The organism is Hymenobacter telluris, from assembly GCF_017313265.1.
Taxonomy (GTDB): Bacteria; Bacteroidota; Bacteroidia; order Cytophagales; family Hymenobacteraceae; genus Hymenobacter; species Hymenobacter telluris.
Map to the genome: position 1 here is coordinate 1 of NZ_JAFLQZ010000019.1, position 26,655 is coordinate 26,655.

Genomic DNA, 26,655 nt, shown 5'->3' on the forward strand with positions numbered 1-26,655 from the left:
CCAGCACTTCGCGCAGCGAGCGGCCCAGCCGGGAGAGCTCGGAGACGATGACCGTATCGCCGGCAGCAACCTTGGCCTTGGTTAAAAGTTTGGTACAAAGGTTAAACAGGCTAGTGAGAATTGTCTGACTCTCGGTGGGAGGCCCGCGCCTGCTACGGCTAACCTTTTTCACAAACTTCCCGTGCGCTTAGCCCCGGCGGGGTAATCGAGCTCGCCCAATACCGGCCCGAAGGCCCATTGGCCCGCCAAAAAGGCCATTCTGAATGCCAGGACGGCGCGGTGGCGGTGGGTTTCGCTACCTTTAAAGCGCATGAGCACGACCGCAGGGCCCTTGAAAACGCCGCAGAAGACCCCGCCCCTGGTGAGCGGCGCCACCATTGCCCTGGCGTGGCTGCTGTTCAGCGGGTTCATGGTGCTGCTGATTTTCGTGCAGAACCTCTCGGCCGGTACGCCCACCGACTGGCGCGAGGCCCTGGGCGGGCGCCTGCTGCACGGCCTGATTTGGGGGCTGCTCACGCCGGTGGTGTTTGCCCTGGCGGCCCGCTTCAACCTCCTCGAGAGCCGCCACCGGCTGCGGCACCTGCTGGCCCACGCGGCGGCCAGCTACGTCCTCACGCTTGCTTACCGCCTCGTGTACGCCGCCGTGATGCACGGCAGCGGGGCCGTGCCGGGCCGGGTTTCCCTCGCCGAGGTCGTGGCCAACGCCAACAGCTGGGTGCCCATTTACTGGATGCTGCTCTGCATCGCCTACGCCGTGCAGTACCGCGAGCGGTACCGCGAAGGCCGGGTGCGGGCCGCCCAGCTCGAAACCCAGCTGGTGCAGGCCCAGCTGCAGGCTCTGAAAATGCAGCTCCAGCCGCACTTTCTCTTCAATTCCATGAACGCCGTCTCGGCCCTGATGAGCCAGGACGTGAAGGCCGCCCGGCGCATGCTGGCCCAGCTCAGCCAGTTTCTGCGGCTGGTGCTGGAAGGTACCGACGAGCAGGAAGTGACCCTGGAACAGGAGCTGCGCCTCACCCGGCTCTACTTGGAAATCGAGCAAACCCGCTTCCCTGACCGGCTGGCCGTGCGCTACAATATTGCCCCCGATACCGAAGGGGCGCTGCTGCCCGCCCTGCTACTGCAGCCAGTGGTGGAAAACGCCGTGCGCCACGGCCTGGCGCCCCGCGCCGGGGCCGGCGAGCTGGCCGTGCGGGCCGAAAAACAGGGCGACCGGCTGCTGCTGCAAGTGCAGGACAACGGCCGGGGCGCGGCCGACACCGCCGCGCGGGGCATCGGCCTGCGCAACCTGGAAAGCCGGCTGGCCACGCTCTACGGCCCGGACTATGCCCTGGCGGTGGAGTCGGCCCCGGCGTGCGGCTACTGCCTGCGCTTGTCCATCCCGTTCCGGCGGGCGGTGGCCGGCGTTACCCCAGAGCCCGCATGAGCCCCATCCGCACGCTGCTGGTCGACGACGAGCCCCTGGCGCGCAGCCTGCTGCGCGAACTGTTGGCCGATTTTCCGGCGCTGGCCGTAACGGGCGAAGCCGCCAACGGCACCGAGGCCCTCACCGCCCTGCACACCGGCGCATACGACGTCGTTTTCCTTGATGTGCAGCTGCCTGACCTTGATGGCGTGCAGGTGCTGCGGCGGCTGCAGGCGGCCGGCCAGCCGCTCCCGCTGGTGGTGTTCGTGACGGCCTACGACCAGTACGCGGTGCAGGCCTTCGCCCTGCACGCCGTCGATTACCTGCTCAAACCGCTGGACCCCGACCGGTTTGCCGACTGCGTGGGCCGGCTGCCGCCGCAGTTGCTGCTGCGCCAAAGCCCGGCCCCCGGCCCCGCGCTGGCGGCCCTGCTGCACAGCTGGACCGCCCCGCCTGTGCCCGACTATCAGGACCAGTTTCTGGTGAAGCTGCCCGAGCGCAGCTTCTTCGTGCCGGCCGCCGAGGTGTGCTACTTCGAAGCCACCGGCAACGGCGTGCTGCTGCACGCGGCCGGCAGGCACTACCCGCTGCGCACGGCCCTGGGCCAGCTGGCCGAGCGGCTCGACCCGGCCGTGTTCCTGCGCATTCACCGCTCGTGCATCGTCAACCCGGCCCACATCGTGGATTTTAAGCATTGGTCGCACGGCGAGTACCTGTTTCGCATGGCCAACGGGCAGCACGTCACCTCCTCGCGCAGCTACAGCGCCGGGGTGCAGCAGCTGCTCAAGCGCTTCGCCTGAGCCGGGCCGGGCCGCAAAAGGCCGGTTCACCCCGGAATAGGTCCAGTTGGCCCGTGTCGGGCGTTCATCTTCTGGAGTTGCCCGTTAGCGCACCAGCCCCCCGCTCATGAGGTGGCAACGGCGCACGACATGACCAAACCCTTCCTCTTTTTACTAGCACTCACCTTCATCGGAGCCCTGACAGCCCACGCCCAACATAACCCGGCGGGCACGAAACCGATGCCGGGCATGGCCGGGATGGCCGGCATGCACATGAACCACGGCATGGCCGCCCCGGGCACCCCGGTCGCCGCCTTCCAGCACGGCATGGATTCGGTGATGGTGGTGATGGACGAGGGCATGCGCCGCATGACCGGCGCCAACCCCAACGACATCGACGCCAGCTTCGCGGCCATGATGCTGCCCCACCACCAGGGTGCCGTGGACATGGCCCGCCTGCAACTGCTCTACGGCAAAGACCCGGCCCTGCGCCGCCTCGCCCAAAGCATCATCGCCGAGCAGCAGGTCGAGATTCAGCAGATGGCCGCCTGGCTGAAGCAGCATCCGGTGGCGAGCCAGAGTTCTGGCAAATAGCGCCCAATCAATCAGAACCGTCATGCTTCGACTACGGCTGCGCTCCTGGCTTGATGCGCCACATGCTCAGCATGACGTTCTTTTTCCCAATCCCAAATGAAATTTTCCCTTCTCCCCGGTCTGTTGCTCATTACCAGCGCCGCCGCGGCCCAGGCCGTGAGCCACCGCGACCGGGTGTACACCGCCGACCAGATTTCCAACACCGTTTCGGTCATCGACCCCGTCGACAACAAGCTGCTGGGCCAGATTGTGCTGGGCAAGCCGCAGCCCGATTTGCTCTCGGCGCTCTACAAAGGGCAGGCGCTGGTGCACGGCCTGGGCGCTTCGCCCGACCACAAATTGCTGGCCGTGGTGTCGGTGGGCTCCAATAACGTCACTTTCATCGAAACGGCTACGAATGCCATCCGGGGCAGCGTGTACGTGGGCCGCGCCCCGCACGAGGCTACGTTCCGGCCCGACGGCAAGGAGGCCTGGATAACGGTGCGCGGCGAGGACTACCTCTCCGTCATCGACGTGGCCACGCTGCGCGAAACCCGCCGCGTGCCCGTGCCCAACGGCCCCGGCCAGATTGCCTTCAGCCCCGACGGCAAGCGCGCCTTCGTGTGCTCCAGCTTTTCGCCCGAGCTGGCGGTGGTGGACGTGGCCACCTACAAAGTCATCAAAAAAGTCCCCGTGGTGAGCCCCTTCTCGCCCAATATCTTCCCTACCCGGGACGGCCAGCAAATCTGGTTCACGCACAAGGACGTGGGCAAGGTGTCGGTGCTGGATACCAAGACGCTCACCATCAGCGGCGTGCTGACGACCGGCCCCATCTCCAACCACGTGGCCACGGTGGACGTGGCCGCCGGCAAGCTGGCCTACGTGACGGTGGGCGGCGAGGACGTGGTGAAGGTGTACAGCCGCGCCCCGGGTTTTAAGCAGCTGGCCACCATTCCGGTGGGGGCGCTGCCGCACGGCATCTGGCCCTCGGGCGATGGCAGCCGGGTGTACGTGGGTCTGGAAAACGGCGACTCGGCCGTGGCCATCAGCACCGCGAGCAATAAAGTGCTGGCCAAAATAAAAGTCGGCCAGGCCCCGATGGCCCTGATGTACGTGCCCAACGCCGTGCCGGCCGGCGCGGCCGGCGCCACCGGCTTGGGCCGGCAACTGGTGGACCAGCCCGCCATCGTCCGCACCTTGAAGCCACCTACGCCCGGCCCCGCCACCGGCACCATGACCCTGCGCTCGGAAGGGCTGGTGGATTTGGCCACTTTCGCCCTGCGCGGCCTGACGCCCAACACCGACTACGACATCTTCCTGACCAGCGGCACCAAGGCACCCTACCCCCGTGACTACGCCCTGACCACCGTGCGCACCGACGCCAAAGGCGGGGCCATGGGCCAGGCGCTAGGGCCGGTGCAGCGCATCGCGGGCGGGGATTTGAATCCATCCGGCAAAACGTTTTCGCGGGTAATCGTGGCGCCCAAAGCCGCTGACAGCGAACCCGTTTTGGTGGCCGAATAGTCCGCCTTTGGACGCCCACCCAAAGGCCATTAATGGCCGCCGGGACAACCATTCCTGCTGCAATGCCGAGCTAATCTAAACTGAATTCACTTGTAACCACAACCCTACAACATGCAATCCATTTTCAATCAACACACTGGCATCAGCTCGCGGGCGCAGTCGCTCAAACGGTTTCTGCTGCCGGTGGCGGCGTGTGCGCTGCTGCTCGGCGGCTGCAAGAAAGACAACGAGGCCATCGCCGACACCAGCGCGCCGCCGGTGCTCAACATCGTCTCGCCGGTGGAGGGCGCGACCATCATGCCCGGCGGGCGGCAGGGCAACGCCACCACGGCCGACTACAACGGCACGGGCTTCGCCATCAACCTGGAAATCGTGACCAAGGACACGGTCACCATCCCCACCAAGGAAAGCCTCAACATCCGCAACACTGCCGCCCTAGGCCAGCCCAACGTGAACCTGCCCGGCTTCGCGGCCAGCCTCGACGTGGACCTGATTAAGCCCGACGGCGGCACCATCCCGAAGGGTACCAACCTGGCCTCGCTCTTCAACATCGCCGGCACCGACGACACGCCCGGCCCCGGCGTGACTACCTGGGTGAGCTGGCACGTGCTGGAGTCGGTGGCGGCCGGTACTACCAGCTGCACGCTGACTACTTCGGTAACGGACCGCGCTGGCCGCAAGGTCACCGCCACCCGCTTGCTGAAAGTAGGCCCCGGACCCAACGGGGCCTTCAGCGGTGAGGCCCTGACGCCCGCCCCCAAACTCATCACCTACGGCACGGTGGACAACCCCGACGGCCCCACGGTGACCATGATTGCCCCGCGCACGCCCAGCAGCGTCAGCCCCGGCATCCAGACGGCGGGCGTGCTGCCGGCCCCGCCCACCAGCGGCGCGCTGTTTTTCATCCAGGTGTCGGCGCTCGATAAGTCGCGCAACGGCATCAACGTGGCCGAAAACGGGGACGGTGCCTTTGGCAAGCCCGCCGCTGACCGCGGCACGATTGAAGACAAGACGCAATCCAACGCCGGCGTGAACCGCTACGTGCCGGGCCTGAAAGTCACCTTCGACGTGCCCCTGCTCCAGCCCAACGGCAACGTGATTCCGGCCGGCGGCAACCTAGCCCCGGTCTTCAACACGGCCGGCAGCGAGCTGGACCCGAGCGGCTTCGTGCGCACCACCTTCGGCTGGAGCGTGGGAGGCACCCTGCAGCTGGGCGGCAAAACCAGCGTCACCATCAAAGCCGCCGTAACCGACGCGGCGGGCAAAACCGGCAGCACCACGCAAGTCGTGCAAATCAGCCCCGTGGCCAACGGCCAGCTGCTGACCCCGGCCCCGCGCTAAGGCACTGAATTTTAGGCCGTAGCCCCGCAACGGTCCGAAGGCTGGCTCGTTTCACGACGAGCCAGCCTTCGTTTTTTAGCGTCCCTTCCACTCCATTTTATTCTTCCATGCGCATTACTAACTTCTCCACTTTGGTCCTTGCGGCCACCCTGCTGCTCGGGGCTTGCTCGAAAAATAACGATGAGGACGCCCAGCCCGACATGGTAGTGCCGGCCGACCCCGGCCCTCAAGCGCCCAGCGCCAGCGACCGGGTGTACACGTCCGACCAGTCGTCGAACACGGTGTCGGTGCATGACCCGAACACCAACCGGCTGCTGGGCGTGATTCGCCTGGGTAAAGGGCGGCCCCAGTTCCTGAGCCCGCTCTACGACCGGGAAACCAACGTGCACGGCATGGGCGTCTCGCCCGACGGCAAGACGCTGGGCGTCATTGCTACCCTTACCAACGCGGTGGTGTTCATCGACCTGGCCACCAACGCCATTAAGAACACCGTGTATGTGGACCGTAATCCCCACGAGGGCTTTTTCACGCCCGACGGCAAGCAGTTTTGGGTGACGGTACGCGGGGCCGACTACGTAACGGTGATTGACGTGGAGAAAATGCAGGCCGTGAAAAACATCAAGACTGCGCCGGGCCCCGGCATGGTGGTGTTCCGGCCTGACGGCAAGGTGGCCTTCGTGGACCACTCCTTCACGGCCGAGCTGGATGTGGTGGATGTGAAAACCCGCGAAGTAATAGCGCGCGTACCGGTGGTGAGCAAGTTTTCCCCTAACCTGGCCGTAACGGCCGACGGCCAGCAGGTATGGCTTACGCACAAGGACGTGGGCAAGGTGACGGTGGTGAATGCCCAGACCTACGCCGTGGAGGGCGTGATTGACACCGGCCCTGGCACCAACCACGTGAACCTGGCCGGCCCCGGCGGTGGCACCCGCTTCAGCGGCGCGGCGGCCGGCGACTTCGCCTACGTAACCGTGGGCGGCGAAAACGCGGTGAAGGTATACACCCGCCAACGCCAGTTGGTGGCCACCATTCCGGTGGGCCCCAATCCGCACGGCGTGTGGCCCAATGGCGACGGCAGCAAGGTGTACGTAGGCCTGGAATACGGTGACGCGCTGGTGAGCATCGATACCAAAACCAATACCAAGCTGAGCGAAACTCCCAGTGGCCAAGACCCGAACGCCATCATTTACGTGGTGAAGGCCGGCGGTGGCAGTCCCGGCACCGGCAACCTGGAAGCCTTTGTGCCAGTCGCGCCCGTTAACCTGCGCCTGGTACCCGTCGGTACGCAGCCGGTACCCGGGGTAGGCGGCGTGGCCGTTATCCGGCCGGTAGAAGACGTGGACGAGTTGATTCTGGCTCTCAAGCGGCTGGCCCCGAACACGAACTACACCTTATACTTATCGGACAATAAAACCGCGCTGGTGGCCCCGGAGCCGGTTATCGCCTTCAAAACCGATGCCGAGGGCGCGGTCGAAGTCAACGCCTACTACCAGATTCGGCTGCGGCTGGCGGGGCGCTTTGCCGTGGTGGTGCTCGGCGACAAGAACCCGGCCGGCGCGGTCACGCTCACGCAGCCGTAAGCCGGCTGCTGACCAAAAAGGCCCCTGGTGCATGACGCATTAGGGGCCTTTTTTATGGGTGCAAACGCTTTTGCCTCGGGTAGCACCGGGGGTGTTTGTTGCTCAACTACCGCCGCCAGCCGGGAGCTGGCAGGTCGCCAGCTCCCGGCGGTGCGCCCGAAAGCGCAGCAGCCCTACCGCCAGCACCAATCCCGCCACGGCCAGCGCGGAGTACCCCAACCGGCCGCCCCGCTCGGGGTGAAATTGAAGGAGCGCCAACCCGAAGCCCACCAGTGCCAGGCTGGTGCGCACGTAGGTGAGCAAGGTCCGCTCATTGGCCAGCCGGGTCCGTTGCAGGGCCAGCCGGTCCGACAGGGTGAGGGGGTTGGTGGGGGTAAGCGGCATGGGGGTGGGCTACGTGAGGGTAATGGCCGCGCCCGGTTCGGCCAGCCGGTGAAACGTGATGCCGTGCTTCTCAAAGTACGGCCCGTAGTTCTCGTAGCGCTGCTGCACGAAGAAGGGCTTGATGTAGCCGTCGTGCACTGGCAGAATCTGCTGCGGTCGCATTTTCAGGGCGAAATCGGCCACCACGAGCTCCGTGAGAAAAGGCGCGGTGATGGGCAGAATGAGCAGCTCCACGCCCGCGAAGGGGAGCAGATTATGGGCAAAAGAGTCGGCCGGGTTCAGCACCTTGCCATTCACCAGCCAGGCTGTCATCTGTGGCAAGGGGCTGTCGAGAATGGCCTCGTGCTGCACCGGCAGGGCGTGCAGCTGAAACGCGCCCAACTCCAGGGGGCCTTCCTCGTGGATTTGCACGGCCAGGCCGTGCTTTTTCAATTCGGCCGCCACTTCACGATTGGAAATGATGACGGCCTGGTGCAGGGCCACGATTTTCTTTAGCGCCACCACATCAAGGTGGTCGGGGTGGTCGTGGGTAATGAGGACGACCGAGACGTCCTTAAAAACCTCCGGTTGCACCAGGCCTTCGTTGAAGGAAAACTTGCCGGGGTCGAAGAGAATTTGTTGGCCATCCAGCTCAAACAGCAGGCAGGAATGGATGTACTTGGTGATTTTCATGACCAGACTTAAATAGTGGGGCAGGACGGAAATGCGCGCCGAGAAGAGCGGAAATTTAACTAGCAAACGCTTACGGAAACCAGCGCTGCTAGACCCCTGCCGCCTCCTGCTGCTGGCGCAGGTACGCATACAGCCCGCCCAGCACCAGCCCGAACACCGCGTTGGCAACAAAAAAGTACGCCATGCCGCCGGCCGTCAGCACGTGCCCGCCCGCCAAGCCCTGCCCCAGCAGCGGCAGCACCACGAAGCCGTTGAGGACCCAGGGCAGCAGCGAAAACAGGCCGCCTTTTACCCAGCCATTGTCCGGCAGCCGGGGTTCGAACACCAGCACGTACAGCCCCACCATGCCCAGCCCCGTGAGGTAATGAAACAGCAGCTTGAAGCCCTCGGGCAGCCCCCCGGCCGGCAACACCGGCGTGGTATGCAGCAGTACAAGCTTGAGCAGGCCACCGCTTTCGGCGTTGACGGCCATCAGCGGGGCCGCTTTCAGCCCCAGAGTATTGGCGGTGATGGCGACCACGCCGGCCAGCAGGCCCAGGTACAGGCGGGGGTGTTTTTTCATGGGAGGGAGCAGAAAGGAAATAGGACAGGCAATGGGGGAGTATACGGCCACCCACGCGGCACCATTTGGCCCCGATGGGTTCTTCAGTCGCCCAGCCAGCGGTCGGCCACCAGGCCCAACGCGTAGTTAAGCTGCACCAGCAGCAGCAGCCCCGCCCCGGCCGGCACGCTGAGCAAGCACAGGCCCGCCGCTGCCGCGTACTGCACCTGCATCAGGCCCAGGCGGCGCACCAGGGCCCGGCCCACGGCCGCGTGCTCGGGCCGCAGCAGTCCGTGGCGCTGGGCGTAGCGGTAGCTGCCCAGCAACGCCCCGCCCAGCAGCAGCAGGTTGGCCCAGTACACCAGCACGGCCCCGCGCAGGGGAAAATGGGTGGTGAGAAACGCCGTGGAAAAGGGCAGCAGCCCCACCACCAGCAGAAAGGCAATGTGCCACCAGGCCAGCCGGCGGTCGCTGCGCGCCAGGTAGGTGAACTGCGTGCTCTGGCACACCCAGAAAATGCCCAGCGAGAGAAACCCCAGCACGTAGCCCCCGATGCTGGGCAGCAGCGCCCGCAGGGCCGGTCCCACGTCGGCCTCGGTGCGCACGAGGGCGGCGGCCGGCACCCGCAGGTTGAGCACGAGCAGGGTCATGGCGATGGAAAACACGCCGTCGCTGAGTGACTCGATGCGGCGCAGGCTCTGGCCCGCTACTTCAGTGTAGGCCAGGGGCGGTGCGTGGGACGAAGACTGGGCCATCGGCTAGCGCGGCGAACCGCCCGCCCGCCGGGTTTTGCGCGGGGCGGGGGCCTGGCGATGGTCCAGCCGGTCTTCCTCCCGAACGAGCTTGGGCTCTTTGCTCAGGCTTTGGCCGTGGTTCACGCGGCCGTCGCGCATCATGCGGCGGTTTTCGCGCAGCAACTTGTCGTCGGTTTTGCCTTCTTTTTTGAGCATTTTGCCGCCTTCCTGGCCGTGACCCGGTGGGTTGATGGCGGTGAGCAGCAGGCCGGTCAGGGCGAGCAGGCCGGGGAGTTGAGCGAGACGGGTCATGGGGTTTGGATGATGGAGAAGCGGTTGCCGCAGGTACGGCGGCCCGTATTTTCAAACTTGCTTTGTTAGCCCAGCTGCAAGCGAAACAGCGTGGAAAGCGTGCCCGCCACCAGAGCCCAGGCCATGCCCGTAAGCAGGTACTGTTTGGCAATGGTCTTGGGGTCCTGGCTGAATACGTAGCGAAACAGCCAGTGCGGCGTTTCGTGGTCGGCCGGGGGGGCGGCGGGCAACGGGGTGCTAGGCACCGGCATCGGAAGCGAAGGAATAGCCATGCGAATGCGGGAAAGCAAGGTGGAATAGTGAAAACCAAGAGCCATTTGCCCGTCCTGCTGAGCGCAGCCGAAGCAGGACGTTCTTCGTGTTTGCTTTCCGGCCGCCAACGCCCGGCCTATTCCCAGCCGTTGCGGCGGAAAATGGCGTGCCCGTCGGCCGACTGCAGAAAGGCCACGAACTGCCGGGCCGCGGCGGCCTGCGTGGTGCGCTGGGTGAGGGCAATGGGCGTGCCCCGACTCACGCGCTGGTCGCGGGGCAGGCGCACGAGGGCCGAGCCGGGCAGGCGCGGCTGCCAGGAGGCATAGGTTATCCAGGCGTCGTAGTCCTGGGGCTTTTGCTGCCAGAGGTCCACGGCCTCGGCGCTGGTTTTGACCGACGTTTTGGTGTTGTGCTGCAGGTTGCTGATGAGGGCGCTGCTGCGGGCCATGTCCTCGGTCATGCCCATCTGGCCGGCCCCGTTCACGTCGAGCAGGCGCACGCCGGGCCGGGCCAGGTCTTCGAGCCGCTTGATGTGCAGCGGGTTGCCGGGGCGCACCAGCACCGCCGACTCCCGGGCGTAGAGGCTGGTGCGGCTGGCTTCGTCGATAAAGCCGGGGTGGGCCAGCGCCGTTTGGGTGAGCATGTACTCGGCCCCGCCGTACACCAGGTCGGCGTCCTGCTGCGCCTGGGCCAGCCACTTGGGCTCGGGGCCGGCCGTGACGGCCACGTCCAGGCCGGTTTGTTTGGTGAAGGCGGCGGCGCATTCCTTCATGGCCGTGGCCGGGCCGCCGGGGCCGTACACGTGCAGGGTTTGGGCGGCGGCCGGCGCGGCCGCGAGCAGAGCAGGAGACATGAGCAATAGAGCGAAGCGGCGGAGCCGGGTAAGCGGGGATGTTTTCATGGGTATTAGCGCGTTACTTAACGGGCGGCAAAAAGCCGTATTTCTGGTACACGGCCTGCCCGTCTGGGCTGTTAAGGAAGGCCACAAAGTCTTCGGCGGCCTTGGCGTGGGGCGCGGCTTTCATCACCCCGGCCACGTAGTTGGCCATGATGTTTTCCTTGGCCGGGATGGCCACGCTTTCCACCGGGTGGCCCAGCATTTTCTGATAAAAGGCCTCCGTGTACCACACCGGGGCCGCGTCGGACTGGTCGTAGAGCACCCGCAGGGGCGACTGGCGGTGGTGAATCTGGGTCAGGTAAGTGCTGCCGGCTTTCACTTTGGTCGTCATCACGGCCGTTTTCAAGGCCGCGCCCCCGGCCTTCTCGTACGATTCCTCGATGCGCTTGCCGATGCCTTCCCATTCGGGGTTAGGCATGCTCACGCGCACCTCGGGCCGGCCCAAATCGCGCAGGCTGGTCACCTTCTTGGGGTTGCCCTGGCGCACGAGGATGGCCAGCCGGTTCTGGGCGTAGCTGGTGGTGCGGGCAAACCACTCCGGCGTCATATCCATGCGGTTTTTGCCGGCCGCGTACACGTCGGGCTTCAGCTCGATGCGCAGGTTGCCTACTACCAGGCTGCCCTGCGTAATCTGCTTAGCCAGGATGCCGGGCGGCAGCGTTTCCACGAAAATGCGCACGTACTCGGGGTGGGCCTTGCGGAACTCCTTCAGCAAATCATCGAGCACCATGAACTGGTTGCCCCCGAAAAACACCACCAACTGCGGGTCCACCACGTCGCCGTAGAGGTCGGGCGCGTTGTCGATGCCCGGCACCGTGAAGGGCACTCCAGCCTGAAACGGCGCGTTCCAGGGCGGGTCAAAGCGGTGGGCCGGCTCGGGCGGCGTGGGCTTTTGGATAGGCATGGTCTGGGCGAAAAGGGCGGCCGGGGCGGCCAGTGCCAGCGCCAGCAGCAGGTGCGGAAGGGGTTTCATGGGGTTGGGTAAGGAAAGCGGAGAAAAGCACAAAAGCAGCGGAGAGCCCGGCGCTACGGATGCACCAGCGACCAGCCCTGGGCCTGCCGGATAATAAGCTCGCCGTTGCCGCTGGGCACGTAGGAAATCAGCGGCAGCAGCTCGTCCTTGCTCATTTTCCTTTCCTTCAGCGTGTTCAGGCACTGGGCCAGAATCACGCCTTTCTGCTTGAGGGCCGTGAGCTGGGCCTCGTAGGGCTGGTCCTTGCGGTAGAGCGTGGTGCCCCCGCCGAAGGCAATCAGCTCCACGGTGAGCTTGCCTTTAAGCCGGCTGTCCTCCAGCGCGTTGCCGATGTTACGCAGCGTCTGCTGGATGAGCTTGGGGTCGTCGCTGTCGAGCTGGTAGATGACATGGTACTGGGCCTGGTCGGCCGTGGCCCCTTGGAAGGCACCTTTTTGAAAAGCTTCGCGGTCATGCATGGCGGTGGCGTTGCGGGTGGCGGGCGTCTGGGCGCGGGCCGAGAGGGTGAGGCCGGCGAGCAGCGCGGCGGTCAGCAGCAGGTGTTTCATGGCAACTGGGGAAAGGGCACCACCGAAGCAGCGCGGTGAAAACGAAAGGGGTGAAACTGGAAATCGGTGCGGGGCTACTCGCCGCCCTTTTTGCCCGCTTCCATCGCCGCGTAGGGACCAAACTGGTGCTGGTGCTGCGTAAACCGGTCGGCGTAAGGCGGGTAAGGGCAGTCGGCGGGCTTCTTTTTCAGGTTGGGGTAGTCCTTTTCCAGGTGGGCCATGCGCGGGCGGGGCAGCGAGTTGATGTAGGCCGCCACGTCGTAGGCGGCGTCATCGGTGAGGATGCTGTGCTCGGCCGTGGCGCCGAAAGGCATGTTGGCCTTGATAAAGCGGGCCGCCGTTTGCAGGCGGTGCATGCCGGCCCCGTCGTTGTAGCTGTCGGGCCCCCACAGCGGCGGGTACTGGTAGCCATCGGCGGCCAGCGTGCCGTTGAGGCGGCCCTGGCCATTGGCTCCGTGGCAGCTGGTGCACTGCTGGGCGAAGACGATTTTGCCCTGCCCGAGATTCGCCTCGCGGTTGGGCATGGTGAACTTAACAAAACCCTGGCCCTTCACCTTCTCCCCCACTGGCACCTGGCGGCCCAGCCATTTCATGTAGGTGATGATGGCCTTCATCTCCTTGCCGTCCACCGGCAGGGGCCGGCCGTTGAGGCTGCGCGTCATGCACCCATTGATGCGGTCCTCCAGGGTGCTGATGGCATCCTCGCGCCCTTTGTAGGTGGGGTAAATGCCCCAGATGCCCACGTAGGGGGCCGAAAACGCCTTCTGGCCGGCCTGCAGGTGGCAGTTCTGGCAGGCCAGGTTGCTGCCGGCCAGCCGCAGGGCCGGGTTGGCCACTTGCGGGCCGAGGTAGTGGGCGGTGTGGGCAATCAGCTCGTGGCCGTAGCGGATGAGCTGGCCCTCCGGGTCGGGCTTCACGCTGTCGAGCACGAAGCGGGCGGGCTGGAAGAAGTTGGTTTTGCTCCCCACAGCCCCCCCGGCAACGTCAGGCAAGCCCGCCGCAGGCCCACTCGCAGCGGCGGCCGTCGTGGCCGGGGCATCGGCCAGCAGGTCGGGCGTTTTGGGGTTGAAGACGACGATGTAGGCCGTCACGGCTACTACCAGCACCATCAGGGCAATCACCCTGGTCAGCAGGCCAGCGATTTTGATGAAGGCCTGCTTGTCTTCCGGCTGCAGCCGAGGCGAGGGGTCGGGAGTGGTTTCCATGAGGCCAAGGAGAGAGGTGAAACAGGCGGCAATGGCCAGCCAGCGCGCAAAACAACTTGTTTTGCGGAATGCAGACAGTCAATTAGTTAAATCGGGCAAAGCAAGCGCTACCATTCGGCCGCTCTGCCCCGTTCAGGCGGCTAGACCGTGTGCAGAATCACGTAGAGCGAGCCGGTCGAAATCACTACCCAGAGCAGAATGCCCAGCACGTAGGGCTTTATTCCCACCGAGCGCACCACCTTGGCCGAGAGGCCCGCGCCGATAAAGAACAGCGTCACCGTGAGGCCGATTTTGGCCAGGTTCACCATCACCGGGCCCAGGGGCTTGGCGGCGGGAATAAAGGTGTTGACCAGCATGGCGGCGATGAAACCAAAGATGAAGTAGGGAATTTTCACCTTCACGCCCTTCTGCTTGAATAGCATGGCCGTGCCGATGGAAATTGGGATAATCCAGAGGGCGCGGGCCAGCTTCACGGTGGTGGCCACTTCCAGGGCCTGGTTGCCGTAGGCCGCCGCCGCCCCCACCACCGAAGAGGTGTCGTGGATGGCAATGGCGCACCACAGGCCGAACTGGTTCTGCGTCATGGCCAGGGCGTGGCCGATGGGCGGGAAGGCGAATAGGGCCACGGCATTGAGCACGAACACCGTGCCCAGCGCCACCGACATTTCCTCGTCCTTGGCCCGCAGCACCGGTCCGATGGCCGCGATGGCCGAGCCGCCGCAAATAGCGGTGCCGCACGAAATCAAATGCACCACGTGCTTGCCCAGCCCCAGCCACCGGCCCACCACCAGGCCCAGCAGCAGCGTGCCGAAGATGGACACCACCGTGAAAATGATGCCCTCCTTGCCGGCCTGCACCGCCGCGTGGGCATTCATGCCAAAGCCCAGCCCGATAACCGAGAACTGGAGCAGCTTGGCCGTGGCCTGCTTGGTTTGCGTGGTGAAGGGGTTGCCGATGGTTTGGGCCAGCAGCAGGCCCAGCGCCAGGGCAATGGGCGGCGAGGCCCAGGGCGTGAGGCAGAACACGAAGAACAGCACGAACACCACCTGCTTCAAGGTGAAGTCCTGCCCGAACACCACCCGGGGCGTGTGCAGGTGGCGGAAGAAGCCGGTGGTTTCGTTGAATTCGGGGGCGGCGGTTTCCCCGGCCGGGGCAGGGGCGGGCAGCGGGGTGGAAGCTTGAAGCGGCGTGGGCTGAACTGGGAGGGCCATGAGCGGGAGGGGTTTGTTTCTGAGGCAAATATACGGCGTTGCCCACCGATTGGATTATCCAATAGTATTATCCTGCATAACCAAAGGTTATTGATTGCCCGGGCCGAGCCAGGGTGGCGCGTCCGTTTTGCGTGGCCAAGCCGGCCGCCGCGAGGGCTGGAAACGCCAGCGGCCGGCTCGTGGTGTACGAGCCGGCCGCTGGACGGATGAACTACTGGCCTGAGGGCTTAGAAGCCGGTTTGCTCGTCCTTCAAATCGAATACGTCGCCGCCAGCGTAGCGCGGGTCGTCGAGGGCGTAGGCGGCGCGCTCTTCGGCGTCGCTGCCCCCCTCGGCTGCGGCAATGGCTTCGGGGTGCTGGTTTTGCTCGACGTGCCCGCGCTGCAAATTTGGGTCAGCAATAGCACCGGGTAGGCAGTATTGCTCGGTGGCTGAGGCATTTTTGCCGCGAAATTCGCTGAACTCGTCGGGGTTGTCGTTCGAGCCGTCGTTGGTCGGGGCCTGGTAGTGGCGGGGCGCGGTGGGGTCGGCGGGGTGGCCGAAGTCGCCGTAGTGCGGGGTGCCATCGTGGGCGGCCGGTTCGGCGGCGGGTTGCGCATCGGTTGGGGCGGGCTGCGGAGTGTTTTCCATGAGTATAAGTAAGTCGGGTGAAGATGGGCGAACCACCCGGTCCGCACTACGCTGCAATGGTACGTAAGCTGCTCATAAAGTGGTGCTTTCAGCGGATACCGAATAGTTATCCAGCATCACCATTTTTTATTTGCCCCCCTTCAGCTGCCCCTGCACGAAGCTCAGGAAGCGCTGCGCCGGCCGGGCCAGCACCTGTCCCTGCACCGATACCGCCTCGAACTGCCGGGCCAAGTGCAGCCCGGCAATGGGCACGATTTCGAGCAGCCCGGCCGCCAGCTCGCGGTCCAGGGCCCGGCGCGACACGAAGCCCAGGGCGGTGGGCGCGGCTTCGAGGTAGCGCTTGATGGCCTCCGTATTGTCCAGGTAAATGGCCACGGGCAGGGCGCTGAGCTTGATGTGCTGCGCCCGCAGGGCAAATTCGAGGATTTCCAGCGTGCCCGAGCCCCGCTCGCGCAGCACCAGCGGGTGGGCCAGCGCCTCGGCCAGGGGCAGCGGGGCGGCGGGCGGGCCGCCGGGTGTGGCGCGGCGCACGGCCACCAGCTCGTCGGGCAGCAGCAGCTCGTAGTGCAGGTCGTGGCTCTTGGTGCGGCCCTCCACGAAGCCTAGGTCCAGCTCGCCGCGCAGCAGGGCCTCGGCAATGCGCTCGGAGTTGGCGTTCAGAAACGAGAGCTGCACCTGCGGGTAGCGGGCCTGGAAGGCGGGCAGCAGGCCCGGCAGCACGTACTGGGCCAGCGTGGTGCTGGCCCCCAGGCGCAGGCGGCCGGCGGCCTCGTCGGGGTCGCGCAGGGCCAGCAGCTGGTCCTCCAGCTGCTGCTGAGCGGCGGCGGCGGCATCGGCGTGGGCGTGCAGCAGGCGGCCGGCCTCGGTGAGGGTCACGCGGTTGCCGCGCCGCTCCAGCAGGCGCTGGCCGTACTGTGCTTCCAGCTCCCGGATGTGCTTGGTAACGGCCGGCTGGCTCACAAACAGCTCCTGGCCGGCCTTGGTCAGGCTCAGGTGCCGGGCCACAGCGGCAAATACGCGCAGACGGAAATCGGACATGGCGGCAAAGTACGCAGATGTGACATTTTGATATGGACAACTAAAGGTCGCGGGCGTAGACCGCCTGATTTGGGAAAAAATCAGCGGCACGCTCACAGCGCCCGGTGCTCACCGAGCGGCTGGCCACGTTGCGTGCCGGGGACACGGTGACTTTAGCCCGCCTGAACCGGCTGGGCCGCAACAGCACCCACATCATGTAGGTGGTGGCCGCTCTGCACGCCCGGCAGGTCCGCTTCGTCGCTCTGGACCTAGGCATCGATACGGCCACCCCGGCCGGGCGGGCGGTCTTGGGCCTCTTCGCCGCGCTGGCTGGGTATGGCCGCGAGAGTATCCATGAGCGGGCGACGGCGGGCATGCGACCACCCACGCAAGCAGGCCCTTGCAAACGGCTGGTGCAGAACGTAATCGTCTGTTGGAATTGCCTTTGTCCCAACCAGTAGCTGCTTCATGCCCCGGCGGCCGAGCGCTAGTCCGTGGCAGATTGATGTACTGCCAGCTCACGGGCGAGCTGGCAGCACATCAATCTGAACGGCGAGTTCGATTTCTCGGACGACGCCCTAAAAGATTCACTCCCCTTCGATTTGGAGGCCCTTTTTGCCTTCGACTGGGAGTCTCCTGCGGCCCCGCCCGTTTAACCTTTGTACCAAACTTTTAACCAAGGCCAACCTTGGCCAGCAGCTCGGGCAGGCGGCGCTGCCCGGCGGTGCGGCGGGAAGACATTTCTACTTCAATCCACTCGTCGAGGGTCCAGCGGTGCTCGACCAGATAGCGGGCGATGAGGCTCTTCTGGCTCTCGGCCGATTGGGCGCTCGTGGAGACGCGGACGTAGCCAAATAGCATGGGCAAAACGGGCAGGTTAGCGATAAGGTAAATGCGCTTCGTAAAGGTACCGGTTTTCGATGCCTTTACATGGACGTTAACGCTATCATTGGTGGGTAGAAATAACGGTCGTTTACACCATCGCCTTTTGGGTAGCTTATGGCCACGCACCTGCGGATTCACCTGGGCAAGGAACGTGAGCTCTACGAGCAGCCCCCGCTGGTACCAGCGGCCGAGCAGGCCCGGGTCTTTGCCGTCCCGGATTGGGCGGATGTTCACTTGGCCCGGATGCTGGCGCCGGGCAACCGCGTCGGGTTTGTCTTGCAGCTGGGCTACTTCCAGATTAGCCAGCGCTTCTACGTGGCCACCCGCTACCACGCGGCCGATGTGGCGTACGTGGCCCAGCAGCTGGGCCTGGGGCCCGCCGACTTTGACCCGCTTCGCTACGCCGATGCCCGCTATTATGCCCACCAGCAGCTCTTGTGCGAGCAACTGGGTATTGCGCGGTTCGAGGCGGCCGCGGCGGACCGGCTGTACCAGGAGGCGGTCCGCCTAAGCAGCCAGCACCTGAAGCCGGCGTCGGTCTTCGATTACCTGGTGCTGTTTCTGCACGAGCACCGGCTGGAGCTGCCCACCTACAACACGCTGGCCGACCTCATCACGCGGGCCCTGCTCGCGTTCGAGAAACGGCTGCTCCACCGCTTGCAGCAGCACCTGCAGCCCGGCGAGCAGCGCTTGCTGGACCGGCTGCTGGCCGCCGACGACCCCGACGCCCGCGAAGCGGAGGCGGACCGGCGCTACCCGCTCACCTTTCTCAAGCGCATTCGCCAGGGCCTGCGCCCCGGGGAAATCCGCGAACGGGTGACGCACTTCGCGTCCCTGCGGCGGCTCTTCGAGCAGCTGCAGCCGCTCTGGCAGCGCCTGCGCCTCTCGGACCAAGCCATCACCTACTACGCCGAGTACGTGCTGCGGGCCCAGGCCGCGCAACTCTACCGCCGCGACGAGCGGCGCTACCTCTACCTGCTCAGCTTCGTGGTGCACCAGTACTACGAACTGGGCGACGCCCTGGTCGACACGCTGCTGCACACCACGACCAGCGCCGCGAATCAATGCCGCGAGCAGGTGAAGGAGACGCTTTATCAGCAGCGCGCCGCCACGCAGCAGCTGACCAGCCAGGTCACGGGCCGGGGTTACCGACACCTGCAGGCGCTGACCCAGATTCGTGCCCTGGTCGATGCCCCCGACGTGCCGGCCGAACAGAAGCTGGCCCGTATCGACGCGCTGCTGCAGCGCCACCAGGTCACGGCCGCGCAGCTGAGCGAAGACCACCAGCAGCTGGAGCAATTACGCCAAGCCACCGAGCAGCAGGCGGGCGAGGCGCTGTTTCACGAGGCGTTGGCCGGGGCGTCGCTGCGCCTGCAAACCAAGCTCGGGGCCCTGGTCAAAGCGCTGGTCGTCGACGAAGCGACCACCCGCGCCGACCTGTGGCGGGCCGTGCACTACTACCAGCAGCACGACGGGCACCTGGGCGCGCAGGTGCCGCTGGACTTTCTCTCGCTCACGCAACGGGCCTACATCCTCGATGCGCAAGGTCGGTTACGCACCTCCCTTTATAAAGCCCTCCTTTTTTTGGAGATGGCCACGGCCATCAAGTCCGGCCAACTCAACTTTACGTGCTGTTACCAGTACCGGGCGTTTGAGCACTACCTGCTGCCGGCCGCGCAGTGGGCCAAGCAGCACGAGGCCTTGCTGGAGCAGGCGGGCCTGAGTGCCTGGCGCGACTTTGCCACGGTCCAAACGACCCTACAGGCGCAGCTGCAGGCCCAGTTTGCCGCCACGAACGCCCACCTGAGCGGAGCTGACAACCCGCACGCGCACCGCACCCCGGCCGGGCGTTACCGCCTGACCACGCCCCGGCTGCCGGCCGAGCAGCCGCGCCTGCCGGCTCATCTATTTCCCCGCCACCGGGTGGTGCCCCTGCGCGAGGTGCTCACCAGCGTAGCCCGCCTGACGCAGTTTGACACGGCCTTCGGCTCGCTGCCCAGCAAACACGCCCGCACGCCTCCGCCCTTGTCGCAGCTGCTGGCCGCCCTGGTGGGGCTGGGCTGCAACCTGGGCCTGCGCCGCCTGGCACAAGTCGCGCCCCAAGTGGACGAGGCGGCCCTGCAGCGCCTGGCCAGCACCCATTTCTCGCTCGACAACCTGCGCCAGGCCAACGAATTGATTCTGGCCTTTACCCGCCAGCTGCGCCTGCGCGAGGCCTTTCGGCGCTCCCCCGACGTGCTGCACAGCAGCAGCGACGGGCAGAAGTACGACCTGGCTGTGGACTCGCTCGCCGGCAGCGCCTCGTTCAAGTACTTCGGCAACCGCCGCGGCCTGACGGCCTACTCCTACGTGGACGAAACGCTGCTCGTCTTCGACTCGACCGTGTTCAGCGCCGCCGACCGCGAGGCCACGCACCTGCTGGAGGGGCTGCTGCGCCACGCCGTGCGGCCCACCGACGTGCACAGCACCGACACGCACGGCTACACCGAAGTCATCTTCGCCGTGACTCGCATGCTGGGCATCGCCTACGAGCCGCGCATCCGCCAGCTCACCAACCAGCAGCTCTACAGCTGGGAGCCGGTGGCCACGCACCGGCAACTGGGGCAGACCCTGCTGCCCGACGCGCGCCTCGACCCCGAGCGCATCGCCCGGCACTGGGACGAGGTCCTGCGCCTGGTCGTCACCCTGAAGCTGCGCCACAGCGAGGCCTCCCGCCTGTTCGGCCGCCTCAACTCCTACGCCCGCCAGCACCCGCTCTACCGGGCCCTGAAAGAGCTGGGCCGGCTGGTTAAAACCGAGTTCCTGCTGCGCTACGTTGACCAGGTGGAACTGCGCCAGCGCATCCAGAAGCAGCTCAACAAGGGCGAGAGCGCCCACCGGCTGGCCCACGCCGTCTGGCACGGCCGCAACCAGGAGTTTCACGCCGCCACCCGCTCCGAGCAGCTGGTGGCCGAGACCTGCAAGCGCTTGTTGATGAACGCCATCATCTGCTGGAATTACCTGCACCTCTCCCAGCACCTGGCCCGGCTGCCGCCCGAGCAGCAAGCGGCTACGCTGGCCACGCTCTCGCCCTTCGCCGTGCTCTCCTACCGCCACCTGAACCTGCACGGCGAGTACGACTTCTCCGACCACCCCCTGCTGGCCGAAGCCCCGTTTGACATGGACCTGATTGCTACCTGGCAGCCGCCAAGCAAACCGGCGTAGGGCCGAGTCGGAGGTTTTACCCTATTTGTTTAACAACACCCAACCAGGCCCGCCGGCCACGATGATGGCGGCCCTGCACACCATGGCCGAGCATTCCAAAGCCCTCCCGCCAGGCACCAATCTGGACCTTTACTTTGCCCAGCTCATGCGCGAAAACCACCGCGCGGCCGTGTCCATGTCCGCCCTGGAGCTCCAGCAGGGCCACGACCCGGAGCTACTTCGCATTGCGCAAGACATTTACCATGCCCACCAGCAGCTCGTTTGGGGGCTGGACTCGGCCATTGAGCGGATTCAGGCGCAGCCACCCACTTACCACGACCACACCACTCAAAGCGAACGGCTCTCTCGATTGTTAGAAGCCGCCACCGCCGGCCTGCATCCGGCCGCCCACCGCAACATCGCCAAGGTAGAAGCCGGCCCCGACTCCCTCAACCACCACCACACCCCCAAGCAGGAGGATGGTGGTACCGGCAGCATCGACCATGACTACGCCGCCCTGCTCGTGCCCCACCACCAGAACTCCATCACCCTGGCCCGCGCCGAGCTGGAGTTGGGCCGCGACGAGCCCCTGCAGCGCGCCGCCTACTTCATCCTGCGGGACCAGCAGCGGGAAATAGAGCAGGTGCAGGTATGGCTCACCCAGCACCCACGTCAGGGCAAGTAGTGGTCTTCCCTGACCATTCGCCCGTTCGCTAGCCCACCTTGGTGACGGACCGGACCAACTGATACCCGCCGGCTTCCAGCGCAGCTTGGATGGCTTTCAGGTCCGGGCCGTTGGCGTGCGCGGTGGCCACTTCGGCCTCGCCCACGGCCACGCGGTCGACCACCAAGCCCAGGCCCACCAGCTGCTCGCGGACCCAAACGATGCAGTCCGGCGCGCACATGTTGTCAATGGTGAGCACGTAGCGCATGAGCTGCGTCATGCCAGCAGTATCGTCTTCGGGAAGGGACATTGCGAAGTAGTTGAAAAGTCAAAGTATACGGGTTACCGTCCAAATGCAACGCAATGGTCGGGGAGCGTGTTCGGCTCGCATGTGCCATCACCACAAGCCCGCCCTCAAACTCCAACGCTTCGGCATTTACCTCGCTGTCGGCTTTTTGGTACTGCTGAGCCAGTATTACATGCCGTAAGCTGGCCTTCGTACCCACCTACTTGCGGCGCCGTGAGGCCTGGTGGGTAGTGGTTGCCGGCGCGGGCGGCACCACCACTTCCTGGACAACTGAAAAGGAGTAGGTGATTACCCGTTTGCCTGGATTCGCAAACGGAGCCGCCGGGGCTGGGGCCACCACCGGCACCAGCGGCCGGGTCACTTCGTGGTAAAGCTGCACGCCTCGGTAGGCGACAATCAACCCAGCGGCCAGCAAGGCTAACAGGGCAGTGTAAAGGGCAATTTTCTTCGTGCTCATGCTACGGGTTTGTTAAAAGCCGGGCACTAGGCCCGGGGATACGAGGTGGGAAACAGGATTGGTGCGGGGCGGAGTTAATCCGCCCCAGCGAGACTAAGTAGCCCGCTTGCTGCATGGCCGGCAGTCCAAACGGGAGTAAAAGGCAAACTTTTTTTTGAAGCAGGGAAAAGGTGCTGCTGGCCAGCTGGACCCTAGCAAAGGTGAGCGCAGGCGGCGAACGATTTATCTGATGCTTTCAGAAAGCCAACTTTATTCAAGTCAGCATCTTACCAAAAATGCGCGCTCATTTACAGCCCACTTATGGGGGTTGGAAGCGTGGCTTAACAGGGGGAGCAGATATATCTCCATCACGGGGCGGCTGGCCGGCAGCCCGCAGGATGGTCAAAGCAAAAATTCGGAGCAGGTTCATCGCTGCAAACCTGCGACCGCCGGGCAACGAATCATAGGACACTAAATGCGTTTTCGTTACTTGCAATTGGTATTAACGCTAAACGCCCTTGTCCCTCCTCGACACCTCCCAGATTGCCTGCGAATACTGCCGGCGAAAGTTTGTTCCCAAGAAGCGGTGGGTGCAGAAATACTGTGGCAGTCCCTGCCGCGTGGCGGCCTGCAACCAGCGGTCCGGGCGGGCGCATCCGCTCGAAAGTCAATCCGCGGTCAAAGCCCGTCGCCGGAAGGAGCGGGGCCGCACGCCGTCAGCCATCGCAGAAAGGCAGCCCGGAGCCGGCCATGAGGCCATTCTGGCGGCCCTGGGGGAGCTCACAGAGCGCGTAGCAGCCATGGAGCAGGGGCAGCAACAACTTCTTGACCTCCTTCGCACCCGGTTTTGAGCAACCTGGCAGCAGATGCAAAAAAGCCGCCCCGATGAGGGACGGCTTAAGCGTTGCGTGGCAAGCAGAGGAATTATCGGGATTATTCTGTTGGGCCGGCGAAGTGCACTGCCCACTGACTAGTGCGTTCAAAACCTCGGATTTACGTTTAACTTCGCTTGACCGGTACCGGTCCTTTCAGGATGAAAGCATTGGGTTTTGACGATAGCCTTATTTCGCCCCTTCGCGTGGACCCCACGCATCCGCAGTACCAACTGGGCCTGGGGGAGGAAGTGGAGTGGTTCAAAGAGCCGGTGCTAATCGGCCATTTCACCACCGAGCCCGCAATTCCATTGCTGGCCCTGGGACTCAGCAATGCCATTCGCCCAGCGGCATTCGACGCCCTGGTTGTGCAGATTGCAGGTGAAGCCGGTTCGCTCATGCTATGGGCCAAACTGTTAAAATTCGGCCAGCCCTTTCCGTTCACAACGAACGAAACAGGACTGACCGAACTTCAACGGCGTTACCGGTTACAGCAGGGTTAAGACCCAAACTCGCGGACATCAATGCCCGCTGCCTGGCAAATTTCGAGAACCTCTGGCGGGACGTCTGGCAGGTGCTTTGTTAAGAGGCAATCAATGTCCGCCAAGCCGACGCCTCCGTGGTACTGAGCCTCTACGTAGTGGAACTCCAGTTCTTGCATGGTAGTGGCCGCCACCATTTTGCCCAAGAAGTACCGTGCGTAGCCCGACAGGTTTGGAATCAGCGCCGTGACCGGCAGGTTGGTGTAGGCTGCTGGAACCACGGCCCTATCGAGCGTGTCGGTGATGGACAGCGTCGTGCGGCTAAAAATGCTCGGCCGGAGACGCAAAGCAAACCGCCCGTAGCGCTCCACTGCAGCGGGTTCATACCCAACCGTCGTGAGGTAGCCGTAAACGGGGCGCAAGCGCGAGTCTAGTGCCACTTCGTAGCCGAACAGCTCCGATTCCAGTTCCGCCCGCACGTGCGGGGCATAGGCTCCACCCGAGGTTTGGGTTTCAAATTGGGTCTGCACGCGTTGAGCGTTAAAGATTTGCCGCAGCACTTGTTGCTGGTAAACCAAGGGGAAGTCTTTGCCGACGCGCAACTGTGGCTGGGCCATTGCCAGAATACGCCGGACGTTAGCCGCCGCCCGTACCAGGTCGTCTTCCAACGCCTGCGGGGTAATCAACGGCTTTAGCTTGCCCCGAACGGCAACGTCCCAGTGCTTGCCTTGCAGCTCCACATGGAGGCTGACATGCGGCAACAACTGCGACACCAACGTCGGTGCCGGGCTTGCATTCACATCCGCGACCGGAGTCGGGAGTATGGCTACGGTATCAGAAGGGCAACGCTGAACAGCTTCTGGATGGATTTCGCCCGTGTGGGCGGCGTTGTGTACTGGTGTTTCATGTTTGTTCTTCAATGAATGATGGTGGATTTTTTTGGTTGCCGCAGCGACGTATGGTTGTGTCGCGTTGGCGGGGTGGAACCGTGCGGTTCCGGTTATTGCCAACCCGGTGCGGTAAGGCAACGGGCCAGCTCGGGTTCGGACCCAGGTCCAAACAGGTTTCTACCTATGTATACGTAAAAACCGGCTCTGCTCGTAATCCAGCCAGAAAACGGCTGGAAGCACAACGGCTCGCAGGGGGCCGAATGAGAGGACATGGGGGCCCCCTTTGCCGCTGGCAGGGAGCCAGCTGGCGCGCGAGGCGGAGAATGTAGAAGCAAGTCTTCATGTAGGTTATATCAGTAAATAGGGCGGAGTTTGCCCATGCGACGGAAAAAAACCGGAATTTGATAATAACTCATTGATTTTCAGATTAATAAAGTTTTTTTCACGCTACTTGCGGCTCCTGGTTGAAAATTGCGTGGTTGTAGAATTTGTATGCTCCAATACCGACTGTGTCACCGAGCATTCGTCGGCTGCCTGAGCGGCCACCGGCTAAAAGCATCTAGCTGGCTTTGAAAAAAAGTTGAAAAAATATTTCATGTCGTAAACATGCGTCATATTATGACGTATATTTGCGACATACTTCATTGCCTTTCCGATGACCTACGCCAAAACCGCCGCATTCACCCAGGAGCAACAGCAGCTGGCCCGCGTGGCCAAAGCCCTGGCGCACCCGGCTCGGGTGGCCATCATCCAGTTTCTAGCATCCAAGCAGACCTGCATCTCCGGCGACATCGCCGCCGAGCTGCCGCTTTCGCGCACCACCGTCTCGCAGCACCTGCAGGAACTCAAGGCGCTGGATTTGATTCGGGGCGAGATTGACGGGCTCACGGTCTGCTACTGCCTCAACACCGAGCTACTCCACCGGGTGCACCAGCAATTCACGGCCTTCTTTCTGGAAGCAACCGCCGGGTCGGCCTGCGGCCCGGACGATGCTTGCGCCTGCTAAGCCCACCAAACAGTTATCACCTCATTTACCCAAGCAAGCCATGAAAATCTCTGAAATCAAGCAGGCCCTGGCCGAAGTAGAAGCAGTCAATTTCCGCCTGCCCACCGGCGAGTACCTGCCCGCGCACTTCCACGTGACCGAAGTGGGCCTGGTGAGCAAACACTTCATCGACTGCGGCGGCGTCGAGCGCCGGGAAACCGTGGCCAACTTCCAGCTTTGGGAAGCCGGCGACTACGACCACCGCCTGGCTCCGCAGAAATTCTTGCACATCCTGGACCTGTCGCAGCGCATTCTGGGCAGCGAAGACCTGGAGATTGAAGTGGAGTACCAGCAGGCCACCATCGGCAAGTTCGGGCTGACGCGCGACGGCAACGACTTCGTGCTGACCCAAAAGCAGACCGCCTGCCTGGCCCAGGATGCCTGCGGCATTCCGGACGCCGCCTTTGCCCTGCCCCAGCTGCAGATAGCGGGCTGCGCTCCCGGCGGCGGGTGCTGCTAAGCACCCAGCACGGCGCTACCCTCCCGGGTGGCGCCGTTTTGCTGGTTTCACCTTTCACTTCCTGACCTTCACTTTCCGATGACGATTGCCTTTTTCTCCGACGTGCACGGCAACCTGCCGGCGCTGGAAGCGGTGCTGGCCGATATGGAGCAGCGCCGGCCCGACATGATTTTCTGCCTGGGTGATTTGGTGGGCTACGCGCCCTGGCCCAACGAAGTCGTCAACGAGGTGCGGCGGCGGGGAATCCCGACGCTGGCCGGCAACTACGACCAAGGCATTGGGCTGGCCAGCGAGAATTGCGGCTGCGCTTACAAAACCGACACGGAAAAAGACCTGGGCGCGCAAAGTATCGCCTTCACCAACCAGGTGGTGGGCGATGAGGAGCGGCGCTACTTGCGTTACCTGCCCAAGCATATGCGCCTGGACTTTCAGGAAGAACCCTGCACGCTGAGCTTGCTGATGGTGCACGGCTCGCCCCGCAAAATCAACGAGTACCTGTTCGAGGACCGGCCGGAGGCCAGCTTTTTGCGCATCCTGCAGGAAGCGCAAGCCGATATTTTGCTGTTTGGCCACACCCACAAGCCGTATCACCGCACATTTGCCTACGAGCACGAGGGCGAAACCCGCTACCGGCACGCGCTCAACATTGGCTCGGTGGGCAAGCCAAAAGATGGGGACCCGCGGGCGGCCTATCAGCTGGTGCACCTCGACGAGAACACGAAGCTGAATGACCCGGCCAGTGTGCGCTCGGAGCTGGTGCGGGTGGCCTACGACGTGGAGAAAGCCGCGCAGGCGGTAGAGACCTCGCCGCTGCCCAACGAATACGCGGACATGCTGCGCAAGGCATATTAAT

Annotated in this window: 29 protein-coding genes and 1 pseudogene; 13 read left to right on the forward strand and 17 right to left on the reverse strand. The window is 64.3% G+C overall.

Annotated features, from left to right (window positions below):
• The first annotated feature begins 310 nt into the window (after positions 1-310).
• The 6 genes from J0X19_RS20715 (at position 311) to J0X19_RS20740 (ending at position 7,202) form a co-directional block, all read left to right on the forward strand.
• A complete protein-coding gene (locus J0X19_RS20715; protein WP_022821627.1) occupies positions 311-1,426 on the forward strand; it encodes a sensor histidine kinase in 1,116 nt (371 codons plus the stop codon).
• Complete coding sequence (locus J0X19_RS20720) at positions 1,423-2,205, forward strand: LytR/AlgR family response regulator transcription factor (protein ID WP_022821626.1); 783 nt, start codon at positions 1,423-1,425, stop codon at positions 2,203-2,205. The genes J0X19_RS20715 and J0X19_RS20720 overlap by 4 nt, the downstream gene beginning before the upstream one ends.
• Before the next feature lie 129 nt (positions 2,206-2,334).
• The gene (locus J0X19_RS20725) at positions 2,335-2,778 is read left to right on the forward strand and encodes a DUF305 domain-containing protein (protein WP_051166806.1); all 444 of its coding nucleotides are present in this window, start codon (positions 2,335-2,337) and stop codon (positions 2,776-2,778) included.
• A gap of 96 nt (positions 2,779-2,874) precedes the next feature.
• Positions 2,875-4,281: a YncE family protein gene (locus J0X19_RS20730; RefSeq protein WP_073112401.1), complete on the forward strand. Its 1,407-nt coding sequence runs from the start codon at positions 2,875-2,877 to the stop codon at positions 4,279-4,281.
• Positions 4,282-4,392: 111 nt separating this feature from the next.
• Positions 4,393-5,622: a hypothetical protein gene (locus J0X19_RS20735; RefSeq protein ID WP_206986348.1), complete on the forward strand. Its 1,230-nt coding sequence runs from the start codon at positions 4,393-4,395 to the stop codon at positions 5,620-5,622.
• Positions 5,623-5,729: 107 nt separating this feature from the next.
• Entirely contained in the window at positions 5,730-7,202 is a 1,473-nt protein-coding gene (locus J0X19_RS20740; RefSeq protein ID WP_022821622.1) for a YVTN family beta-propeller repeat protein, read from the forward strand.
• A gap of 102 nt (positions 7,203-7,304) precedes the next feature.
• Here the strand turns inward: J0X19_RS20740 and J0X19_RS20745 are convergent, their stop codons facing one another.
• From J0X19_RS20745 to J0X19_RS20805, 13 genes are all read right to left on the reverse strand, one after another.
• Positions 7,305-7,586, reverse strand: coding sequence for a YidH family protein (locus J0X19_RS20745; RefSeq protein WP_022821621.1), 282 nt, complete (start codon positions 7,584-7,586; stop codon positions 7,305-7,307).
• 9 nt (positions 7,587-7,595) lie between these two features.
• Complete coding sequence (locus J0X19_RS20750) at positions 7,596-8,258, reverse strand: MBL fold metallo-hydrolase (RefSeq protein WP_022821620.1); 663 nt, start codon at positions 8,256-8,258, stop codon at positions 7,596-7,598.
• A gap of 88 nt (positions 8,259-8,346) precedes the next feature.
• Positions 8,347-8,820, reverse strand: coding sequence for a hypothetical protein (locus J0X19_RS20755; protein ID WP_022821619.1), 474 nt, complete (start codon positions 8,818-8,820; stop codon positions 8,347-8,349).
• 83 nt (positions 8,821-8,903) lie between these two features.
• The gene (locus tag J0X19_RS20760) at positions 8,904-9,554 is read right to left on the reverse strand and encodes a TMEM175 family protein (protein ID WP_019949216.1); all 651 of its coding nucleotides are present in this window, start codon (positions 9,552-9,554) and stop codon (positions 8,904-8,906) included.
• Between the two features lie 3 nt (positions 9,555-9,557).
• On the reverse strand, positions 9,558-9,845 hold the full coding sequence (locus J0X19_RS20765) for a hypothetical protein (protein WP_019949217.1): 288 nt from the start codon (positions 9,843-9,845) through the stop codon (positions 9,558-9,560).
• 65 nt (positions 9,846-9,910) lie between these two features.
• Entirely contained in the window at positions 9,911-10,117 is a 207-nt protein-coding gene (locus tag J0X19_RS20770) for a hypothetical protein (RefSeq protein WP_073112413.1), read from the reverse strand.
• A gap of 116 nt (positions 10,118-10,233) precedes the next feature.
• Positions 10,234-10,950: a substrate-binding domain-containing protein gene (locus tag J0X19_RS20775; RefSeq protein WP_019949219.1), complete on the reverse strand. Its 717-nt coding sequence runs from the start codon at positions 10,948-10,950 to the stop codon at positions 10,234-10,236.
• Between the two features lie 61 nt (positions 10,951-11,011).
• Positions 11,012-11,968 (reverse strand): molybdate ABC transporter substrate-binding protein, encoded by a 957-nt coding sequence (locus J0X19_RS20780; protein WP_019949220.1) that lies wholly within the window; start codon positions 11,966-11,968, stop codon positions 11,012-11,014.
• 53 nt (positions 11,969-12,021) lie between these two features.
• Positions 12,022-12,516 (reverse strand): DsrE family protein, encoded by a 495-nt coding sequence (locus J0X19_RS20785; RefSeq protein ID WP_019949221.1) that lies wholly within the window; start codon positions 12,514-12,516, stop codon positions 12,022-12,024.
• 74 nt (positions 12,517-12,590) lie between these two features.
• Entirely contained in the window at positions 12,591-13,721 is a 1,131-nt protein-coding gene (locus tag J0X19_RS20790) for a c-type cytochrome (protein ID WP_206986349.1), read from the reverse strand.
• Positions 13,722-13,861: 140 nt separating this feature from the next.
• Positions 13,862-14,932: a YeiH family protein gene (locus tag J0X19_RS20795; RefSeq protein WP_019949223.1), complete on the reverse strand. Its 1,071-nt coding sequence runs from the start codon at positions 14,930-14,932 to the stop codon at positions 13,862-13,864.
• A 227-nt stretch (positions 14,933-15,159) separates the two neighbouring features.
• Positions 15,160-15,561, reverse strand: a complete 402-nt coding sequence (locus tag J0X19_RS20800) for a hypothetical protein (protein ID WP_019949224.1) — start codon at positions 15,559-15,561, stop codon at positions 15,160-15,162.
• 126 nt (positions 15,562-15,687) lie between these two features.
• Positions 15,688-16,599 (reverse strand): LysR substrate-binding domain-containing protein, encoded by a 912-nt coding sequence (locus J0X19_RS20805; RefSeq protein WP_022821614.1) that lies wholly within the window; start codon positions 16,597-16,599, stop codon positions 15,688-15,690.
• Positions 16,600-16,703: 104 nt separating this feature from the next.
• On the opposite strand from J0X19_RS20805, the pseudogene J0X19_RS25255 reads away from it, so the two are divergent.
• Positions 16,704-17,039: pseudogene (locus J0X19_RS25255) on the forward strand (recombinase family protein).
• A gap of 211 nt (positions 17,040-17,250) precedes the next feature.
• Here the strand turns inward: J0X19_RS25255 and J0X19_RS20820 are convergent.
• Complete coding sequence (locus J0X19_RS20820) at positions 17,251-17,439, reverse strand: recombinase family protein (protein ID WP_206986350.1); 189 nt, start codon at positions 17,437-17,439, stop codon at positions 17,251-17,253.
• Positions 17,440-17,577: 138 nt separating this feature from the next.
• Between J0X19_RS20820 and J0X19_RS20825 the strand changes: the two genes are divergently transcribed.
• On the forward strand, positions 17,578-20,667 hold the full coding sequence (locus J0X19_RS20825) for a Tn3 family transposase (protein WP_206986351.1): 3,090 nt from the start codon (positions 17,578-17,580) through the stop codon (positions 20,665-20,667).
• Between the two features lie 25 nt (positions 20,668-20,692).
• Positions 20,693-21,331, forward strand: coding sequence for a DUF305 domain-containing protein (locus J0X19_RS20830; protein WP_206986352.1), 639 nt, complete (start codon positions 20,693-20,695; stop codon positions 21,329-21,331).
• A gap of 28 nt (positions 21,332-21,359) precedes the next feature.
• Here the strand turns inward: J0X19_RS20830 and J0X19_RS20835 are convergent, their stop codons facing one another.
• The gene (locus tag J0X19_RS20835) at positions 21,360-21,620 is read right to left on the reverse strand and encodes a hypothetical protein (protein WP_206986353.1); all 261 of its coding nucleotides are present in this window, start codon (positions 21,618-21,620) and stop codon (positions 21,360-21,362) included.
• Between the two features lie 196 nt (positions 21,621-21,816).
• Positions 21,817-22,074, reverse strand: a complete 258-nt coding sequence (locus J0X19_RS20840; protein ID WP_206986354.1) for a hypothetical protein — start codon at positions 22,072-22,074, stop codon at positions 21,817-21,819.
• 988 nt (positions 22,075-23,062) lie between these two features.
• Here J0X19_RS20840 and J0X19_RS20845 point away from each other — a divergent pair.
• The gene (locus J0X19_RS20845) at positions 23,063-23,428 is read left to right on the forward strand and encodes a hypothetical protein (protein ID WP_206986355.1); all 366 of its coding nucleotides are present in this window, start codon (positions 23,063-23,065) and stop codon (positions 23,426-23,428) included.
• Here the strand turns inward: J0X19_RS20845 and J0X19_RS20850 are convergent.
• On the reverse strand, positions 23,425-24,180 hold the full coding sequence (locus J0X19_RS20850) for a DUF3626 domain-containing protein (RefSeq protein WP_206986356.1): 756 nt from the start codon (positions 24,178-24,180) through the stop codon (positions 23,425-23,427). The two genes, J0X19_RS20845 and J0X19_RS20850, sit on opposite strands and share 4 nt — an antisense overlap.
• Positions 24,181-24,952: 772 nt before the next feature.
• Here J0X19_RS20850 and J0X19_RS20855 point away from each other — a divergent pair.
• The 3 genes from J0X19_RS20855 to J0X19_RS20865 all read left to right on the forward strand — a co-directional run bounded on the left by J0X19_RS20855 (position 24,953) and on the right by J0X19_RS20865 (position 26,654).
• Entirely contained in the window at positions 24,953-25,303 is a 351-nt protein-coding gene (locus J0X19_RS20855; protein WP_206986357.1) for an ArsR/SmtB family transcription factor, read from the forward strand.
• A 40-nt stretch (positions 25,304-25,343) separates the two neighbouring features.
• Entirely contained in the window at positions 25,344-25,802 is a 459-nt protein-coding gene (locus tag J0X19_RS20860) for a DUF6428 family protein (protein WP_206986358.1), read from the forward strand.
• A gap of 78 nt (positions 25,803-25,880) precedes the next feature.
• The gene (locus J0X19_RS20865) at positions 25,881-26,654 is read left to right on the forward strand and encodes a metallophosphoesterase family protein (RefSeq protein WP_206986359.1); all 774 of its coding nucleotides are present in this window, start codon (positions 25,881-25,883) and stop codon (positions 26,652-26,654) included.
• Position 26,655 lies beyond the last annotated feature (1 nt).

Coding starts and splice junctions, on each gene's coding strand:
- J0X19_RS20865 (WP_206986359.1), top strand. CDS start 25,881: ATGACGATTGCCTTTTTCTCCGACGTGCACGGCAACCTGCCGGCGCTG.
- J0X19_RS20855 (WP_206986357.1), top strand. CDS start 24,953: ATGACCTACGCCAAAACCGCCGCATTCACCCAGGAGCAACAGCAGCTG.
- J0X19_RS20860 (WP_206986358.1), top strand. CDS start 25,344: ATGAAAATCTCTGAAATCAAGCAGGCCCTGGCCGAAGTAGAAGCAGTC.
- J0X19_RS20745 (WP_022821621.1), bottom strand. CDS start 7,586: ATGCCGCTTACCCCCACCAACCCCCTCACCCTGTCGGACCGGCTGGCC.
- J0X19_RS20775 (WP_019949219.1), bottom strand. CDS start 10,950: ATGTCTCCTGCTCTGCTCGCGGCCGCGCCGGCCGCCGCCCAAACCCTG.
- J0X19_RS20760 (WP_019949216.1), bottom strand. CDS start 9,554: ATGGCCCAGTCTTCGTCCCACGCACCGCCCCTGGCCTACACTGAAGTA.
- J0X19_RS20720 (WP_022821626.1), top strand. CDS start 1,423: ATGAGCCCCATCCGCACGCTGCTGGTCGACGACGAGCCCCTGGCGCGC.
- J0X19_RS20740 (WP_022821622.1), top strand. CDS start 5,730: ATGCGCATTACTAACTTCTCCACTTTGGTCCTTGCGGCCACCCTGCTG.
- J0X19_RS20780 (WP_019949220.1), bottom strand. CDS start 11,968: ATGAAACCCCTTCCGCACCTGCTGCTGGCGCTGGCACTGGCCGCCCCG.
- J0X19_RS20785 (WP_019949221.1), bottom strand. CDS start 12,516: ATGAAACACCTGCTGCTGACCGCCGCGCTGCTCGCCGGCCTCACCCTC.
- J0X19_RS20795 (WP_019949223.1), bottom strand. CDS start 14,932: ATGGCCCTCCCAGTTCAGCCCACGCCGCTTCAAGCTTCCACCCCGCTG.
- J0X19_RS20840 (WP_206986354.1), bottom strand. CDS start 22,074: ATGAGCACGAAGAAAATTGCCCTTTACACTGCCCTGTTAGCCTTGCTG.
- J0X19_RS20820 (WP_206986350.1), bottom strand. CDS start 17,439: ATGCTATTTGGCTACGTCCGCGTCTCCACGAGCGCCCAATCGGCCGAG.
- J0X19_RS20825 (WP_206986351.1), top strand. CDS start 17,578: ATGGCCACGCACCTGCGGATTCACCTGGGCAAGGAACGTGAGCTCTAC.
- J0X19_RS20750 (WP_022821620.1), bottom strand. CDS start 8,258: ATGAAAATCACCAAGTACATCCATTCCTGCCTGCTGTTTGAGCTGGAT.
- J0X19_RS20735 (WP_206986348.1), top strand. CDS start 4,393: ATGCAATCCATTTTCAATCAACACACTGGCATCAGCTCGCGGGCGCAG.
- J0X19_RS20715 (WP_022821627.1), top strand. CDS start 311: ATGAGCACGACCGCAGGGCCCTTGAAAACGCCGCAGAAGACCCCGCCC.
- J0X19_RS20765 (WP_019949217.1), bottom strand. CDS start 9,845: ATGACCCGTCTCGCTCAACTCCCCGGCCTGCTCGCCCTGACCGGCCTG.
- J0X19_RS20800 (WP_019949224.1), bottom strand. CDS start 15,561: ATGGAAAACACTCCGCAGCCCGCCCCAACCGATGCGCAACCCGCCGCC.
- J0X19_RS20755 (WP_022821619.1), bottom strand. CDS start 8,820: ATGAAAAAACACCCCCGCCTGTACCTGGGCCTGCTGGCCGGCGTGGTC.
- J0X19_RS20770 (WP_073112413.1), bottom strand. CDS start 10,117: ATGGCTATTCCTTCGCTTCCGATGCCGGTGCCTAGCACCCCGTTGCCC.
- J0X19_RS20805 (WP_022821614.1), bottom strand. CDS start 16,599: ATGTCCGATTTCCGTCTGCGCGTATTTGCCGCTGTGGCCCGGCACCTG.
- J0X19_RS20835 (WP_206986353.1), bottom strand. CDS start 21,620: ATGTCCCTTCCCGAAGACGATACTGCTGGCATGACGCAGCTCATGCGC.
- J0X19_RS20730 (WP_073112401.1), top strand. CDS start 2,875: ATGAAATTTTCCCTTCTCCCCGGTCTGTTGCTCATTACCAGCGCCGCC.
- J0X19_RS20725 (WP_051166806.1), top strand. CDS start 2,335: ATGACCAAACCCTTCCTCTTTTTACTAGCACTCACCTTCATCGGAGCC.
- J0X19_RS20790 (WP_206986349.1), bottom strand. CDS start 13,721: ATGGAAACCACTCCCGACCCCTCGCCTCGGCTGCAGCCGGAAGACAAG.